This window comes from Paenibacillus phytohabitans (assembly GCF_013141775.1).
Classification (GTDB): Bacteria; Bacillota; Bacilli; order Paenibacillales; family Paenibacillaceae; genus Paenibacillus_AQ; species Paenibacillus_AQ phytohabitans.
The window spans coordinates 1-17,603 of the sequence record NZ_WHOB01000079.1; the positions used below are offsets into that span (position 1 = coordinate 1).

General features: G+C 42.1%; 14 protein-coding genes. 1 reads left to right on the forward strand and 13 read right to left on the reverse strand.

Annotated features, from left to right (window positions below):
- Nucleotides 1-555: 555 nt before the first annotated feature.
- The gene (locus tag GC101_RS26670; protein ID WP_171719793.1) at nt 556-1,674 is read left to right on the forward strand and encodes an acyltransferase family protein; all 1,119 of its coding nucleotides are present in this window, start codon (nt 556-558) and stop codon (nt 1,672-1,674) included.
- A gap of 104 nt (nt 1,675-1,778) precedes the next feature.
- Here GC101_RS26670 and GC101_RS26675 read toward each other — a convergent pair whose 3' ends face one another.
- From GC101_RS26675 to GC101_RS36810, 13 genes are all read right to left on the reverse strand, one after another.
- A complete protein-coding gene (locus GC101_RS26675; RefSeq protein WP_171719794.1) occupies nt 1,779-2,006 on the reverse strand; it encodes a hypothetical protein in 228 nt (75 codons plus the stop codon).
- A 213-nt stretch (nt 2,007-2,219) separates the two neighbouring features.
- Nucleotides 2,220-3,320 carry a hypothetical protein gene (locus tag GC101_RS26680; protein ID WP_171719795.1) on the reverse strand — a complete coding sequence of 367 codons (1,101 nt, stop codon included), beginning with the start codon at nt 3,318-3,320 and terminating at the stop codon, nt 2,220-2,222.
- Between the two features lie 453 nt (nt 3,321-3,773).
- The gene (locus GC101_RS36805) at nt 3,774-5,558 is read right to left on the reverse strand and encodes an aminopeptidase P family N-terminal domain-containing protein (protein ID WP_171719796.1); all 1,785 of its coding nucleotides are present in this window, start codon (nt 5,556-5,558) and stop codon (nt 3,774-3,776) included.
- Between the two features lie 299 nt (nt 5,559-5,857).
- Complete coding sequence (locus tag GC101_RS26690) at nt 5,858-7,255, reverse strand: helix-turn-helix domain-containing protein (protein WP_171719797.1); 1,398 nt, start codon at nt 7,253-7,255, stop codon at nt 5,858-5,860.
- 573 nt (nt 7,256-7,828) lie between these two features.
- Nucleotides 7,829-9,187 (reverse strand): helix-turn-helix domain-containing protein, encoded by a 1,359-nt coding sequence (locus tag GC101_RS26695; protein WP_171719798.1) that lies wholly within the window; start codon nt 9,185-9,187, stop codon nt 7,829-7,831.
- Nucleotides 9,188-9,532: 345 nt separating this feature from the next.
- A complete protein-coding gene (locus tag GC101_RS26700; RefSeq protein ID WP_171719799.1) occupies nt 9,533-10,180 on the reverse strand; it encodes a YdcF family protein in 648 nt (215 codons plus the stop codon).
- A gap of 3 nt (nt 10,181-10,183) precedes the next feature.
- On the reverse strand, nt 10,184-11,179 hold the full coding sequence (gene rfbB, locus GC101_RS26705; protein ID WP_171719800.1) for a dTDP-glucose 4,6-dehydratase: 996 nt from the start codon (nt 11,177-11,179) through the stop codon (nt 10,184-10,186).
- Between the two features lie 42 nt (nt 11,180-11,221).
- Nucleotides 11,222-11,782, reverse strand: coding sequence for a dTDP-4-dehydrorhamnose 3,5-epimerase (gene rfbC / locus GC101_RS26710; RefSeq protein ID WP_171719801.1), 561 nt, complete (start codon nt 11,780-11,782; stop codon nt 11,222-11,224).
- A 20-nt stretch (nt 11,783-11,802) separates the two neighbouring features.
- On the reverse strand, nt 11,803-12,681 hold the full coding sequence (rfbA, locus tag GC101_RS26715; RefSeq protein WP_042217106.1) for a glucose-1-phosphate thymidylyltransferase RfbA: 879 nt from the start codon (nt 12,679-12,681) through the stop codon (nt 11,803-11,805).
- 38 nt (nt 12,682-12,719) lie between these two features.
- Nucleotides 12,720-14,126, reverse strand: coding sequence for an MATE family efflux transporter (locus GC101_RS26720; RefSeq protein WP_246354529.1), 1,407 nt, complete (start codon nt 14,124-14,126; stop codon nt 12,720-12,722).
- A 90-nt stretch (nt 14,127-14,216) separates the two neighbouring features.
- Nucleotides 14,217-15,311, reverse strand: a complete 1,095-nt coding sequence (locus GC101_RS26725) for an EpsG family protein (protein WP_171719803.1) — start codon at nt 15,309-15,311, stop codon at nt 14,217-14,219.
- A 126-nt stretch (nt 15,312-15,437) separates the two neighbouring features.
- Nucleotides 15,438-16,340 (reverse strand): glycosyltransferase, encoded by a 903-nt coding sequence (locus tag GC101_RS26730; RefSeq protein WP_171719804.1) that lies wholly within the window; start codon nt 16,338-16,340, stop codon nt 15,438-15,440.
- A gap of 64 nt (nt 16,341-16,404) precedes the next feature.
- On the reverse strand, nt 16,405-17,592 hold the full coding sequence (locus GC101_RS36810) for a glycosyltransferase (protein WP_171719805.1): 1,188 nt from the start codon (nt 17,590-17,592) through the stop codon (nt 16,405-16,407).
- Nucleotides 17,593-17,603 lie beyond the last annotated feature (11 nt).

Below are 17,603 nucleotides of genomic sequence, written 5' to 3' on the forward strand. Positions count from 1 at the left end.
TCCGGCTTGGACTCGGCGGCTGCCGTAGCCGGACTGCCGGAATTGCCCGGCGCATCCGCACCTCCTGCTGCTGTGGCATTATTGCTGCTGTTGTTCGATGAGCAGGCTGCCAGGGATGATGCAAGAAGCATAGTCAATGCGGCCAGCGAGATCGTTTTGCTGAATTTTCTCATGTGTGAGACCCTCCTGAATGTAATAGTTTGCTGGGAGCTTATTCAGCCAGCGATGAACCCATCCGGCTGCCTCTTTAATCTAAAGCGGAGAGAACGCTTTCAGTAGCAGGCAATCCTTTAATTTCTGGTGTTATTCTATAAACTTGCCGGCTAATATACAGATATTGGTCCGATATCCAAACTCCACATACCAAAAAGCCCGCAAAACAGAGCAACGGCTCTGCCAGCGAACTCTCCTTCATGGTATTACTATCAATCTGCGAAGAATATACAACCAGCTAAGGTAGTATATAGAAATAACTATTTTGTACCATTGTCCCTGCCACTTATATCCGATATCGTAGGCTATAACACACCTATGGAAGGGGGCAGATGTCACCCCATGCAAGCATCACAGCCTTCATTATCCGCCGAAAATGGCAGTGCACCGAAGACCACGCGGTTGAAAGTTATCGATATGGTCCGCGGCATCACCATCCTGCTGGTCGTCGTTGGACATGCCGGCCTGACTCCAGCTGTACTGAACGATATGTTCAGAGATTTCCGTCTCCCGCTGTTCTTCATCGTCTCCGGTTACTTATTCAGCGCCTCCAGGTATTTTGACAATCTTAAGCTATTGCTGCGGACCAAGCTCCTGACTCTCGTCCTCCCCTACTTCACCGCCGGGCTGCTGACTTACTGCCTCTGGGCACTCCTGCGGATGCTCGCCAGCGACCATAGTCCGGGTGTTGGCTGGGTCCAGCCGCTGGCCGCCCTCCTCTACGGTAACTATTCCGATGGACTGCTGCTGAACATCCCCATCTGGTTCCTGACCTGCCTGTTCGTCACACAGATCGTCTTCTGCATCACCATGCGCTACATACACACGCGCTCCTGGCAGCTCCAGCTCGGGATCATGCTTGCCTTAAGCCTGACCGGCTACGGCCTGGGACGGGTTATCTTCCTGCCCTGGAACATCGATGTGGCCCTCGTCGCCCAGCTCTATGTGTTCATCGGCTATAAGCTGAAGCAGCATCAGGCACTGAGCAATATCCGTATTTTCAATCTAAATACGCTAATCCTGCTGTTCATCTTCCTGGCTGCCGCCTACTTCAACTCCTATGTCGATATGAACAACCGGGTGTACGGCAACCTGCTCCTCTTCTACCTCGCCGGTATCGCCGGAAGCCTGCTCGCCATCAAAGGCACCCAATTACTGTCCAAATCCAAATTATTCGCGGCCCTCCTGACCTACATCGGCCAAGAATCCCTGGTCATCCTGATCTTCCATTACGGCGTCTTCATCCTGCTGCTGAACTTCCTCGAACGTTATGTGCTACACACCTATCTGGGCTGGTTCCCGACCACTATAATTGCAGTAGCCGGATCGCTCGCCTTGAACCTGGTGATTCAGAAGGTCCCGGTGCTTAGCTTGTTGATTAGCGGGAGGAGGGGGACGGGTTATAGAAAATCATCCTCTGGGAAAGATGGCAGAAGCACTATTACCCTAACGGGTGGATAGACGTACTGATTTTCCTATACAACGAAAAGAAGACCTTGGGTACTCTCACTCACCAAGGTCTTCTTTAGATTATTATAGTTATATATCTAATTAGAAAAGCTCTCTTACATCAGCTTCTTAATCTCATCCAGTGGTAACTCAACGGCTTTGGACACAGCTTCAGGAGTAAATCCATGAAGCAGCAATTTACGGATAATCTCCGCTTGGGCTTCTTCTCTTGCTTTTTCTTTTCCTTCTTCTATTCCTTCAGCTTTTCCTTCTTCGTATCCCCAACGTTTCCAGTGTGGCATCAACTCCATTATTGCTTCACCTTCCTCCGGGTATTGTTTCATTAATTCTCTTAGAATCTCTTCATCAGAAACCGGCTTTCACTGTAATCTAGTATAGAATCCAGCCCAAGAAAAAACAAATCAATAAATTCCTAGAAGAACATCTCCAGCAGCTTCTTAAAAGCTTAATACTTAACGTCAATGAGCAGCGCAAAACGACGGAAACCATTCAGGTTCCCATCGCCATATGTGTAAGATTTCATTAGCAAAAAGCAATCAAGCCCGCTCACGCACAACCTCCGGAAGAGCTGGCTCCCGCCGCGCCGACGTACTTGCCGACATCAGGCTGGAGAGCTGCTTATAATTCATGGCGAACAGCATACCCAGCGCCGCCTCCATCAGGATGATGAGGTCCCTGTTCGGGATCACGAGCGGAATGGCAATCACACCAATGACGATGATCCCCCAAGGCAGGAGGTGTTCCAAATACTGCGCGATGAAGCGGTTAAGCCACAGCAGAATATACATGCCAACATAGGTGCAGATCAGCACCAGCCCCCACATGAGCACAATGTACAGACGCCCCAGACCCAGCCGGTCAAACGCGAGGATCAGGAACAGATGCGTAAACAGAAACAGCAGCGAATGCCTGCCGACATACAGCAGCGGACTTGCGGGAGCATAGCTTTTAATGCTTCGGAAGAGAGAGAACACCCCGAACAGCACAGTCATAGACAACAGCAGATAGGGCATGGACATATTATATTTCACATAATCCGCCTCACTCACGCCACCGTAACTTACAATCCCCAGCAGTGCGGCGGCAACTAAAGTAATGATGAGGTTCACCCGGTTACTGGCCCGGTACGCAAAGACTCCCGCCAAGAATGCAAACAGCCAAGGAAAATACGTAAACCCGACCGTCTCTGTGAACACAACAGATTTAAGCGGAAAGTCCGGCAGCCGGTGCCCGATGAACGAATGTGCCGCAAACACAGCCAGCGACAGCAGCAGATACAGATAGAGCGGGGGCCTAAGATATTTTTCCAGCAAATAGACAGTGAGGACGCCAAGCGCGATGATCTGGGGAACATCCATGATGCGAAAAGCCTGTACATCCGGTCTCCACATCAGATTGTAGGCGAACCCGATGACTGCGAACAGCACATAGAAGCCGAGCAGGGAACTGAAGCTGCGCCGCTTCACCTGCAACGTAGTAGTCACACCTGAGACCGCGAAGAACAGGACAGGGGCCACACCCGCAACAATCTGGAACACCCGTTCATTGCCGTGGAAGTACAGCGGAATATGCGCAATAATCATCAAAATACAGCTAATCCCCTTAATCGCATCCAAGGAATAATCATATGGCTTCATCCCCTCACCTGCCTCTCCGTTCATATGTAATTCAACTAGAGTATAGAGTGAAATCCAAGATCCGCCATCCCTCCAAAGTGTAGCCTTCCATAACAATTTTGCATAAATGTGTAAGTTATAAGAAACGTAGTGCATCCGAAGCAAAAAAAATAGAGACCCCTCAGGTCTCGTTAGGTCTCTGTCGTCTCTATATCCCTTTTGCGAAGCAGCTGCCTCCGCTGTGTACCCCGTTTAATCCACATCCGATTCGCATCATCGCGGTAGAACCGGATCTGTATCCATCGCAAAGGTGTCCATATTTCCCTAAAATGATAATTAGGCATGGTCCATCTCTCCCAGACTATAAATAGATTTGCTTCTAATTATAGACCGGGATACCTAGTTTGTTTGTCGGTTTGTGGGTGCAGAGGGTAGAAAATTATAAGTAGTTTTATCGGAATTGATATCCGTTGCTCAAGATAGCAAAGCTGATGTCTCCCGCTTCAGCCACAGCCGGTGCTCCTCATCCAGCAGCGGAGCCAGCTTCGCATACACTTTGGCATGATAACCGTTGAGCCAATTGAGCTCCTCCGAGTTTAGCATGGAAGGCACAATCGCCCGGTAATCGATCGGCAAGTAACACAGGTCTTCGAATTGCAGGAACCTGCCGAACTCGGTGGTCACCCCCTCCGTAATAAGCAGCGTGTTCTCCGTACGGATACCATGACGGCCTTCCTTATAGACTCCCGGCTCTACCGTGATAATCATCCCAGGCTCCAGGGTAACATCATTCGGCTTGAAGCTGAACCGCTGCGGCTCTTCATGCACATTGGAGAAATAGCCCACACCATGTCCAGTCCCGCACTTGTAATCCAGGCCGTTGTCCCACATCGGCTTACGGGCGAGGATGTCGAGTGTAGAGCCTGTAGAGCCATACAGGAATTTGGCCGTAGACAAGGCAATGACAGATTTCAACACCAGGGTGAAATCTATTTTCTCTTCCTCCGTTAGCGGCCCAAGTGCCAGCGTACGGGTGATATCGGTTGTCCCATTCAGGAAATGGGAACCTGAGTCGAGCAGATAGAAGCCTCTGGCTTCCAGCTGGACCGGATGATCGGCGGATGGGGAATAGTGCATCATCGCAGCATTCTCACCGTAGGCAGAGATGCTGGAGAAGCTTAGCTCGGCAAATAACGGCTGCTGCCGGCGCAGCTCCAGCCCTTTCTGGTCTGCTTCGAGTTCTGTCACCGGACGGACGGGGACGGTATCCTGCAGCCATTTGAACAGCCCTACAAGAGCTACACTGTCCTTCAAGTAGACATCGCGGATGTTAGTGATTTCTACATCGTTCTTGATGGACTTGAGCGCCACGACAAGACCCGGAGCCTCAATGATGCGGGCCGATGCCGAAATGGCAGCCGCGAGACTGTACCCGGTTTTGGCCGGATCATACAGAACCGAAGCAGATTCGGGCAGCGTCTCCAGGAAAGGACCGATGTCTTCGTATGCTCTGATCTCCACTCCGTCCTTGCCCAGCATCGTCTTATCTTCGGGAGTAACCTTATGTTCCCCGGCAAACAATAATGCATTATGTACACCTACAACGGCAAAAGCAGTCACATACGGATTAAACGGAATATCCCGTCCCCGGATGTTAAACAGCCAGCACAGATCATCGAGGGCGGACAGCACATAATAATCAGCGCCGGTACGCTTCATAGCCTCTCTTATCTGCTCCAGCTTCGCCCCCCGGCTGAGTCCTGCATAACATTCATCATGCAGCATTAACGGCTCGGCCGGTATTCCCGGTCTGTCCCCCCAGATCGTACCTACCGGATCGAGGTCCGTTACCGCCTGAATACCCTTCTCAGCCAGCTTAGCCTGTAAGCTCTTCATGGCGGACACAGACAAGGTTCTGCCGTCTACGGCAAAGCTGGCGCCTTGCGGCAATTGCTCTGCCAGCCATTCGTCCCATTGCGGAACACCAGGCTCTGCCATGCGGAACAGGCGGATCCCCGATCCCTCCAGCTCCCGCTGTGCCTGAATGTAGTATCTTCCATCTGTCCACAAGCCTGCGTCATCTGCCGTGATCACAGCAGTTCCGGCTGAACCGGTGAAGCCGGTAATCCAGCGGCGGCTTTTCCAGTGTTCTCCCTCATATTCACTTAAATGAGCATCTCCGCTTAATATAGCGCTGGCCCCAATCCCGCCCTCAGACATCCATTCTCTTAATTGTTGTACCTTCTCAGCAGGCTTCACAACCACAGCTCCTTCTCTATATTCTACTAAATATCATACACCTGCATTTCGAGAAACGAAAGGAGATCGGCAACTGACTCAGCTGTCATGAGCATCTGATTCCTTTCAGCATCTGCATAAACAGAGCAACGTTCCCGGTATACCGGGAACGTTGCTTGGTTTGCGGAATTAGATTATTGCTGCCCGGTAAGCATCAACCGCCACCATAACCGTGATTCATAATTTGAATAAGACTTTGAGTACTGATGTTTGCTACAGGCTCAGCAGTACCAACAGTTATAATAATTGCAATAGCCAGACTACAGGAAGCAAGTAGCTTGAACAATTTTCTTTTCATGTGAATCCTGCACCTCCCTAATTAGAAGTTTGTATTGCTCTTTCTCTTCTTCATCTGCCAGATGCCGATGCTGCTCGAACAGATCAACACATTTGATGATATTGCTCTCATTATTGATTCTAGCAGATGATTCCAAACTTTGCAGGATGAATCTAATACCTTCTTTACGCTCATTATGTAAACAATATGATGCCATTTCAGCAAGGAATTGAGTGTGTTGTTCCAACATAACCTGCCTATTATAATCGCCAAATTCTGTAGTATACGTCCGGTAAGGAATATAGGCAGCAAACCGCTCCAGAATAGAATCAACATTCCAGTCATAACGGTTAGCCGACAAGATAATATTGTATAACCCTATGAATATCTCATCTGGTCGGTGGGAGATATATTCGACATATGCTGAGAGTACTTCGAATTGTCCTCCCAGCACCCGATAGAGCAGTCTGTTCGCGGTACCCCACTCATGGAACTGAGCCATAGTCCGCTTCACTTCTTCATTGTCCTCCTGTATCCAGCTCCCATCCATATAGAGGGACACCCAATCTAATGCCGAATTGAAATCTCCTAATTCCTTACACACAGCTGAACGGATAAGCTGCGCGTACAGGATATAGAAGTACAGAGGTTTCTCAGTTTTTTTCTCGTTACTCTCACTACGGTTCGACTGCTGCTGGAGATTATAACGAAGAGTTGCTAATTGCAGCATCTTCTTCGCCAGTTCATCCACCTTATGCCACCGATTCATTGAACCGTAGACATGACCCAAATGATTCAACCCATCCAATTGATCCGCTTCATCCAGCCGGTCCAGGTAACATTCGAAGAGGAGTGCCGCCTGCATATTCCGGGTCTGGTCATCACCAAGGGCGATTCGGAATAGACGGTATTGGCATACCGCGAGTCTCTCGGAGAACTGATATTTCTCACTGGCACTCACATTCTTATACAACAATTCGGCAGCTTCCCACAGCCCCTCCTGAAACAGTCCTTCAGCCACCTCGAACAGCATGGGAGCATAGGTCAGATTCTCAAGCAGATTCTGAACTACCTGTTCAACACAATCCAGGCGGCCTAGCGCAGCCGAACGCACAAGAAAAGGCCGCAGACGCCGCCAAGTCGGTGACGAATAATAGAAGCATTCATCTACGTATAAGCTGTAGAAATGATCCTCCGGCAGCTCCATCGCCTTAGTGATTCGCACCAGATGGTCCATAGCAATCGGCTGCTGACCACTAAGTATCCGGCTGAGCGTTCCTGAATTAATTCCGGATTGTCCAGAGAATTGATTAATAGACATTCCCTTCTGCGACAAATACATCGCTAGTGCATCACGAATCATAGCTGTAGTAGGGACCATGCAGACACCACCTAACTGGAATCCAAATATTATGGATTTATTTTATAGTTGTAATAATATGTTATATTATTCCAATGATCAATAGTGCAGAATAGTTCGGATTAGGAGAATCCGTGAACTGCGGGCAACCCACTTGCCATTCTCACCGGATTTTATTGAAATTTGATTACGCTTCCCTGTTTTTATCAGCTTTGGACTTGATAGAATGGCATTATGGCAAAAAAAAGAGACCCTAGTGGTCTCGTAAGGTCTCTGTCGCTTCTAATCACTGTTTACTCAAAAACGGACTAAAATGATAATTAGGCATGGTCCATCTCTCCCAGAGTATAAATAGATTTGCTTCTAAGTATAGAACGGGATACCTAGTTTGTTTGTCGGTTTGTGGGTGATGAAGGTAGAATATTATCTTCTGTATAAAAGAACAACGCTCCCGATATTCCGGGAACGTTGCTTAGTGCGAGGATTAAATTATTGCTGCCCGGTAAGCATCAAACATTACCTATACCGTGTCCGATAATTTGAACTAGAATCTAGTGCTGATGTTTTCTACGGGGTCAATAGTATTTACCGTATTTATAGGTATATTCCAATTTGAAGTTTATATTGTTCATTCTCTTCTTCATCTGCTTGATTCCGATGCTGTCCAAACAGGTCGACACATTTGATTACATTGCTCTCGTTATTGATTCTAGCAGATGATTCCAAACTTTTCAGGATGAATCCAATCCCTTCTTTGCGCTTGTTATGTAAATAATAGGCTGCCAATTCAGCGAGGAATCGGGAGTATTGGTTGGCTATGATTTGTTTGTTATGAATAATCCCATACTCTGCAAGATTTGTTCGGTAAGGGAGATAGGCAGCAAACCGCTCCAGAATATTATCAACATTCCAATCATAGCGGTTAGCCGATAAGATAATATAGTATAAAGCTATAAATATCTCATCTGGCCGATCAGAGATATATTCAACATATTCAGAGAGCGCCTCATAGTGCCCTGCCATCACCCGATAGAGCAGACTATTCGCGGTACCCCATTCCTGGAACTGAGCTACAGTCCGCTTCACTTCTTCATTGTCCTCCTGTATCCAGCTTCCATCCATATAGAGGGACACCCATTCTAATGCTGAATTGAAGTCTCCTATTTGCTCACACACATTTGAACAGAAAAGCTGTGCGTACAGGATATAGAAGTACAGGGGTTTTTCGGTTTTTTTCTCGTTATTCTCTCTACGGTCCGACTGTCTCTGGAGATTATAGCGAATAGTTGCTAATCGCAGCATCTTCTTCGCGAGTTCATCCACCTTATGCCACCGATTCATTGAACCGTAGACATGACCCAAATGCTTCAACCCATCCAATTGATCCGCTTCATCCAACCGGTCCAGGTAACATTCGAAGAGAAGCGCCGCCTGCAAATTCCGCGTCTGGTCGTCACTAATGGCGATTCGGAATAGACGGTATTGGCATACCGCGAGTCTCTCGGAATTCTGATACTTCTCACTGGCACTCACATTCTTATACAACAATTCGGCAGCTTGCCACAGCCCTTCTTGAAACAGTCCCTCAGCCACTTCGAACAGCATGGGGGCATAGATCAGATTCTCTAGCAGATTCTGAACCACCTGTTCGACACAATCCAGACGGCCTAGCTCAGCTGAACGTACAAGAAAGGGCCGCAGACGCCGCCAGGTTGGTGACGAGTAATAGAAGCATTCATCCACGTATAAGCTGTAGAAATAGTCCTCCGGCAGATCCATCGCCTTGGTGATTCGCTCCAGATGGTCCATAGCAATTGGCTGCTGACCACTTAGTATCCGGCTGAGCGTTCCTGAATTAATTCCGGATTGTCCGGAGAATTGATTAATGGACATTCCCTTTTGCGACAGATACATCGCCAGTGCATCGCGAATCATAGTTGTAGTAGGGACCACGCAAACACCACCTAACTGGAATCCAAATATTATATATTTATTTTATAGATGTAATAATATGTCACATTATTCCAATGGTCAATAGTGTAGAATATTGCAGATTAGTATAATCCGTGAACTGCGGGCAACCGACTTGCCATTCTCACTGGATTTTACTTAAAATAGATTACGATTCCCGGTTATGGCAAAAAAATAGAGACCCTAGTGGTCTCGTAAGGTCTCTGTCATTTCGATATCCCGTTTGCTCAAAAGCCGCCGCCGCGATCCCCGCTTCACCCACAGCCGATCCGCATCATCCCGGTAGAACCTGATCTGTATCCATCGCAAAGGTGTCCATATTTCCTTTTACCGGCGGAACCAGCGTTTAATCTGTTCAAAAGTACTCTTCGCTTCCGGGCCATTATAGCCGAAGGCATTGCCAATCATCTTGGTATATTCATTAAAAGTTGTCTCCCGGCTATACCGTTCACTCCACCATGCCTTTGCATTATAGCCTGAATCAGCCCCTATATAGGTCAGTTCAATCCCTGACTTCTTATAGACATGATCAAAGATGAATTTCACCCGCCGCATATGGAAGTCAGAGGACACAACAATGGCAGACTTGAAGCCATGCTGCTTCATGATTGGTAACGTGAACTGGGCATTCTGATAGGTGCTTTGAGCAGCGTCTTCGGTCAAAATAGCCTCTTCAGGGATACCCAGAGCGAGGGCGGTTTGGTGCATGTCGCCAGAGGGGCCTGCATTTTCTGAAACTGCCGATAACAGCATATACGGTGCGATGCCCTCCTTGAAAAGCTCGACCGCTTTCTCCACCCGTCCGCCACCGCCGCTAAGTACGATAATGACATCAGCCTGCTTGGGAGATTCAGACAGCGGGAGGAAGCGCCCCGCACAGAGGAATAACAAAGCTATTAACAGAACAGGCAAGTACAGAAAGAGGATTCTCTTTCTACGCTTGCCCATCTTTTTACTGGTTAATTTTCTGCTCATAAGTTACTTCCGGTACTCGCCGCTAAGAATTTGCTCCCACCACTCAGCATTCTCTGTATACCACTGAATCGTCTGAGCGATTCCGGTCTCAAAAGTATAGGTCGGCTTCCAACCCAGTTTCTCCAGCTTGGTTGGATCAATAGCATAACGTTTATCATGACCCAGCCGGTCTGCAACGAATTCAATCAATTCCTCAGATTTCCCTAAGGTATGAATAATAGTCTTCACTACTTCGAGATTCGTACGTTCATTATGGCCGCCTACATTGTATACTTCACCACTTACCCCTTCGTGCAATACGAGATCAATAGCAGCACAATGATCCCAGACATGCAGCCAATCCCGGATATTGGCACCATCCCCGTAGACAGGAACCTTCTGTTCATTCAAGACCTTCGAGATCGTAAGCGGGATCAGCTTCTCAGGAAAATGATAAGGACCGTAATTGTTAGAGCAGCGGGTAATGTTCATTGGCAGGCCAAAGGTTTCATAGTACGCGCGAACCAACAAATCAGACGATGCCTTGCTGGCACTATAAGGACTGTTAGGTTGCAGCGGTGTCTCCTCTGTGAAGAATACCGTAGGATCGAAATCCAGTTCGCCGTACACTTCATCCGTGGACACATGAACAAATTTCGCCACCCCAATAGTCCGTGAAGCATCCAGCAGCACTTGGGTTCCCATTACATTCGTGAGGACAAATATAGCCGGATCTGTAATCGAGCGGTCCACATGACTCTCTGCTGCGAAATGTACCACATAGTCGAAGCGCTCTTGTTCAAAAATCGACATGATCGCATCACGGTCAGCAATATCCGCCCGGATGAAATGATAGTTATCTCTATCTTCAATCTGCTTGTGCTTGGTTAAATCACCGGCATAGGTTAACAAATCCAGATTATAGACATCATAATCGGAGTATTTATCCACAATGTACTGCACAAAGTTCCCGCCAATGAAACCGGCACCTCCGGTAATCAGCAATTTCTTCCGACTCATGAATTACACCTCAGAATTATTCGATTTAATATCTACTCTGCTTCAGTTATTATAGGTAAAGTTCAGAATAGCATCTTTCAACACAGGAGCCTGCTCGTCTTTTCCGGATAGTACTGGAGTAACGTGTAACGGCCACTCTATTCCAATGGCAGGATCATTCCACAGAATGCCGCCATCACATTCCGGAGCATATAATTCATCACATTTATACTGAACTTCAACATCCTCAGTCAGCGTCATGAACCCATGGGCGAACCCTTTGGGGATCAACAGCTGCTTCTTGTTCTCGGCACTCAGTTCAATTCCAAACCACTTGCTGTACGTAGGACTGCCTTGTCTCACATCAACAGCCACATCGAATATGACTCCACGCGTGCAGCGGACAAGCTTCGTCTGAGCTTTTGGATTCAGCTGATAATGTAATCCCCTCAAGGTCCCTTTGGTAGCTGAATACGACTGATTATCCTGTACAAAAGCTATATCGATGCCCTGCTCTCTAAATTTTGCATCACTGAACGTTTCCATAAACCATCCCCGGTGATCACCGAACACCGCAGGTTCCACGATAAATACACCAGGAAGCGCCGTTTCCGTTAATTTCATATCCTCCACACCTTTACTGCTTAATATTGAATCTTCCCGGTAGCTACCTTGATCAGATATTGGCCGTAGCCCGTCTTGCTTAGCTTCTGCCCGCAGCTTAACAGGTGTTCTTTTGTAATCCACCCATTAATATATGCAATCTCTTCAAGAGCGGCAATCTTAATTCCTTGATGGTCCTCAATCGTCCGGACAAAATTCGTAGCATCCACCAGACTCTGATGAGTTCCGGTATCCAGCCATGTGAAGCCTCGTCCCAGAAGTTCAACATCCAGCTCACCCATTTTAAGATAAGCTTCATTAATCGAAGTAATCTCAAGTTCGCCTCTGGAGGAAGGCTGTACATTCTTAGCAATCTCCACAACACGGTTATCATAGAAGTAGAGACCAGTGATCGCATAATTAGACTTAGGCTGTGCCGGCTTTTCTTCCACGCTTAACACTTTACCTTCGTCGTTGAATTCAACCACACCGAAACGCTCCGGATCTTGTACGTGATAACCGAACACAGTCGCACCTTGTGCTTTGTCCGAAGCACGCTGAAGCATTTTCCGGATTCCATTCCCGTAGTAAATATTATCCCCAAGAATCATAGCCACAGAGTCATCCCCAATAAACGCTTCCCCCAAAATAAAAGCCTGAGCTAAACCGTCAGGACTTGGTTGAACTATGTATTGCAGAGAGATGCCGAACTGAGACCCGTCACCAAATAGACTTTGGAATCTTGGAGTATCCTCAGGTGTGGAGATGATAAGGATCTCATTAATTCCGGCAAGCATTAAGGTAGATAATGGGTAATAGATCATGGGTTTGTCGTACACAGGTAGCAGTTGTTTACTGGTTACCATGGTTAATGGGTAGAGGCGCGTGCCGCTGCCTCCGGCTAGGATGATGCCTTTCAAAATGCTCACCTCAATTCAAACTAATTTTTATCATTTCATTAAGTTTTCAAAAAAAACTTCACATTTTCAGCTGTGCTTATAATATCTTTTCTTTTGACAATCAAGTACATTATAAAAGCTATTATATATAACATAATTGAACTCCAAGAATTTAAAAAATAACCAGTAACAATAAAAACAATAGTTAAAAATAGTTCTAATATTATATCTTTTCCAATTGAAATGTTTAAACGTCTTGATAATAATATTTCTGATAATATGCATTTAAAAGCTACAAGGAGAACAATTGAAACTACTGCTAAATCTAAATTTCTAAAAACAACTGTAGTAAATATGGTTATTATTATACTTACTATCAATGATATTAAATTAATAATTAGCATCAATTTTTCTTCTCTAAGTGCTTTAAAATATGTATTTATTAACAATGACATTTTCCCTTCATAAACACACATAGGAAAAACAAAAGCCATATACATTAAACTGTCCGTATATTGAGGAAGCCAATAATTCAGAACAGATCTAAAAGGATAATATAATAAAAGTAGACCTAACAAAAAGACTGTCAAAAATGTCCTCATCATTTTGTAAATATGCGGTAATTTTTTTTGATCTGTTCTTTTTAATACCGGATACATAATAATTCCAAGCGCATTTATAAATAACATTAAAAGATTAGAAATACTTAATGTGAGAGAAACTTTTCCAAAAGTTGATACATCCCAACTACGTTCTATACCGAAGCGAACAACTCCTAAAATTAATGTACTTGCAATAGTTGCAATCATTAGTTTTATTCCGACACTAATATTTAAATAAGTTTCTTTTAATTCAAGATGAAAAGTAGAAATTTTACGAAATACGATTTCTTTGCAATAATACATACTAAAAAATAAAGAAATCAGTTTTCCAATTAAATCAGCAACTATCATCGATTTATAATCTCGAAAACCAACTGATAAAAAAATCACTATAATAAGACAATACAAAAGCCTGTCAATTAACGTTATTCTAGCATTTTCCTTTATTCTATTTGTGCTTTGTAAAATATAGAGAAGCATGTACCTCAGATTCATGCTTATTAAACATAAAGCTATCATTTGAAAGATAAAGATTTTGTCTCCATCTCTTATAAAAACAATCGAAAAAATAGAAATAATAATAGATATTAATAGTTGGGAAAAAAATAACATATAAAATTGAGAGAAGAATAATTCTTTATTGAGGTCCTTATATTTGGCACCTCCATACCTTAAATATATTCCATCAATCCAACCAAAATGAAAAAAACCAACATAAGAAGAATAGAATAAATAATATTGCCAATATCCATAAGCTTGAACACCAATAAGCTTCGGCACAACTAATATCAATAAGGTAGAAACAATAAAAGATACAAAATTAGAAGTTAAAGTATAAGAAAAATTTTTTATAAATACGCTCAATCTCCTACTCATTATCTATCCTCAACATTCTAGAATTTTATCAATTTAAATTGATTTTTAACGAAAAATTGTACATTTAAATCTCAATAATTATTTTAGATATAAATTATCTCTGAAAATTGGAATCAATATTTCATCAGCTCTTATTAAAAGGTCATATGTAAACCAAATGAAAACATTTAAAAATATCACAAAATTAAAAATAGATTTACGCTCGTTATTTTTTTTCAGCCAATCATAGACTATTGATAGGGCTATAAAGTTTAATATACTTAAATCACGAGTAAGCCTATAGAAAGTAATTGATTTCATGAATAAAGGAAAAAAAACAAACATAAATACATTTGTCCAAAAAATCAAGTTTATATACTCATTTTGTCTAGTATTCCCTATTTGAAATCTGTCTTTGTATTTTTTCGCCATATAAATAGTCATAAAATTAAGGATATGCAAAAGAAATGGGATTACAAAACCAAATCTTGTTGAAGAATTCAGATATCTCTCAATATTATTACTATCCAAGACAAGATTCTCCATAAAATTATCAATTACAGGTATTCTGTTACCATTAAAAAATGTAAGTATACACAATATTAATGATAATGCAGCAATACTTTTAACAAATTTGTTTTTATTAACACCTTCCAAAATAACTAAAGGTAAAAATAATATAAACGAAGAATGAATCGATGCAGCTAAAAGTACACACATCAAGTACAAGAATTTACTTTTTTTATTTTTTTTAAGTAAAAATCTAATACTAAAAATAAATATAGATAAAGCAATGAAATTCCTAAATTGTTCTGCATCCATGAAAAATGCATGTAGTAAATAAAAGAAATAAACAAAACTTAAATTTTTGGTAAACAAATTTATAGTGTTATAAACTAACGGAACACAAGCACATGCGATTAAAAGCTTGAACATAAACCAGTCTAGTCCTAACTTATTGCCTAATTCCATCAACCAAACAAACATAAATTCATACTTGTTACTTGAATATACTCCAACACTAATGTTAGTGTAGTGTCGAATATAATTAACGTTATCTAATGTTCCAGTGTTCCAACCTAAAACTAAAATTATAAAAACTAAGGTAGTGAGGATTACAAATTTTGAATTTCTAATTCGAAATGCGAAATAAAAATTCATTAATAAACATGAAAAATATAAAGCATAAACCATAAATTCTTCCTCCGCAACAATATTCATATATATCCAGTTTAAAAGTTTTCAAAGTTAGTACTAAATTTATTTTATGAATTTATAAGGAAATACGAAGAAGTATTCTTTAATTGTCTAGGTAGTAAACTAAAATCTTTCAAAAAAAACATCTATTAAAAAGAATATTTTATGTCTTACTTTTTTAAATTTCATTCTATCATCTTTAATCAAGGATAATTTACTTTTTATAGAATTTTTATATTGAAGTACCTTTAACAATAGTTCCCTATCACTAATAGAAATCTTTTCACTATAACCGTCTAGTAATTCTTTTGAGGTTTTTAAACTTTTGTTTTCTTTATTGGTTAATAATAGTTTTATTCTAAACTTTATTTTTTTCATATAGCCATTTCTCGCACCAACTACATTTCCAGTATGCTGTCTATAATTGATATAGGATAAATTATCTACTATTATATTTCCTCCTATAACTAAACATACTTTATATATCCATGAGTCATGCATTTCTATATACTTTGGTAAATGTTCTCTAAGACTATCTACAAGTTTCTTATTAAGAACCATTGTACATCCAACAATATTATTTCTAATTAGTGCTTCGCCCAACGAATAGATATTTTCGATTTTTTTTATTTTTAAAAATTTCAATTGCTCATCAACAATATTTAGTGCACTACAGTAAAGGGCTTCTTTGTCATTTGGTAATTTTTTCAATCTTTCAATTGCAATATTCAGTTTATCTGGCTCCCAAACATCATCTTGATCACAAAAAGCATAGTATTTATATGGAGGGGCACTAAACACTAAGTCCATAAAACTCAGGGCAGGTTTTAGATTTCGACCTGTATACCAAGACAAGAGACCTCGTTTTTCCCATCGTTCTAAAATCATATGTGTTCCATCAGTCGAACCATCGTCTCTTACAAGAATATTTATATTTACATTTTTTTGAGAATACAAACTCTTAAGTTGCGTTTCTAAATAGTTTGCACCGTTATAAGTTGATAGTAATATTAAAATACTTTCCAAATTATCGACCCCACTCAATCCATCATAATTAAAAGAATCAAATATTAAAAAGATCTTTCTCCTATTAAGACCTTTTAGAATTGTCCACATATGATTTGAATGTAGACCAGAATTTCATTTTTCTCTCTAATAAAGTATCTCTTTCAAACTCTTTAGATTTATGGAAATTCAAGCTAGCAAGTTCGACTAGTCTTCCTTTATCATTGACAATTGATAAAATATCTGCCGCTAACTTTCTCCAATCCTTAGGTTTATGCAAAAATTCTTTTGGTAATAATTCAGGAATTCCACCAGTTCTAGCTCCCAAAGCAGGACAAGCTCTACTCATAGCTTCGACTAATGCTCGTGGTAACCCCTCCTGAAGACTTGGAATGAGATATATATCCGTGTCATCCATCCACTGTAATACAGGATTTCCATTGGGCAAGGTTCCACAAAAATCAATCATATTAAATAAATCCAGTTCGATGGCCATTTGCTCCCATCTTGCTTTATCTCCACCACCCAAAAATCTGAGTCTAAAAGGAGGTATTATATCTTTGATACTCGCAAGTGCCTTAATAGCAGTTTCATGACCTTTATAGTTTACATTTAAAGAACCGATTAATCCAAAATTAATAATATCTTTGTCTATCTTTTCAATCTTAGAAATCCTGTTTTCCAATATATCATGAGTTAACTCTTCAATATTCACATCCGAACAACTAGATTGCAATCCCTGTGTCGGATATCTCTTTTGAAGAAACTGCTCAGATACATAAATTGCATGACTCGTTTTTCTTATAAAATAGTGATTCAATAAAAACATTATTGGAGCAATCAATTTCCCGATTTTGGAACCATAATTCCAGTATGAATCCCAAGCACAGCCTACCACTTCAGCGGCAATTGGTTTTCTCAACTTAATAGCTTCTTTACAAGCTATAAGTCCTATAACACTAGGTAATCTTACAATTACACAATCAGTTTTTTTTATAACTTGAGTAATTTCTTCTTTTATTTTTTTGTAATTCAAAATCACATCTTTTTCATTCCTATAGCTATAAATTGGTGCAAATGTCACTTTTTCATGACTTGATACTGCTAGTTTGTCCCCATTAACATTCTCCACTTTCTTGCATCTCGTAGAAACGACTAACTCATCAAAATTTTCCAAATATGTGTTCCAAACAGTTTTGGGTAACCCGCCAGGAGTGTAATATATATTATTAGATTCTGTAAGCCAATGATCATGAAAAAAACTGATCTTCACTTTAATTTACC

Bases quoted from the DNA above. Each gene is read 5' to 3' on its own strand.
- GC101_RS26670 (WP_171719793.1), top strand. From the start codon at position 556: ATGCAAGCATCACAGCCTTCATTATCCGCCGAAAATGGCAGTGCACCG.
- GC101_RS26675 (WP_171719794.1), bottom strand. From the start codon at position 2,006: ATGAAACAATACCCGGAGGAAGGTGAAGCAATAATGGAGTTGATGCCA.
- GC101_RS26680 (WP_171719795.1), bottom strand. From the start codon at position 3,320: ATGAAGCCATATGATTATTCCTTGGATGCGATTAAGGGGATTAGCTGT.
- GC101_RS26690 (WP_171719797.1), bottom strand. From the start codon at position 7,255: ATGGTCCCTACTACAGCTATGATTCGTGATGCACTAGCGATGTATTTG.
- GC101_RS26700 (WP_171719799.1), bottom strand. From the start codon at position 10,180: ATGAGCAGAAAATTAACCAGTAAAAAGATGGGCAAGCGTAGAAAGAGA.
- rfbB (WP_171719800.1), bottom strand. From the start codon at position 11,179: ATGAGTCGGAAGAAATTGCTGATTACCGGAGGTGCCGGTTTCATTGGC.
- rfbC (WP_171719801.1), bottom strand. From the start codon at position 11,782: ATGAAATTAACGGAAACGGCGCTTCCTGGTGTATTTATCGTGGAACCT.
- GC101_RS26725 (WP_171719803.1), bottom strand. From the start codon at position 15,311: ATGGTTTATGCTTTATATTTTTCATGTTTATTAATGAATTTTTATTTC.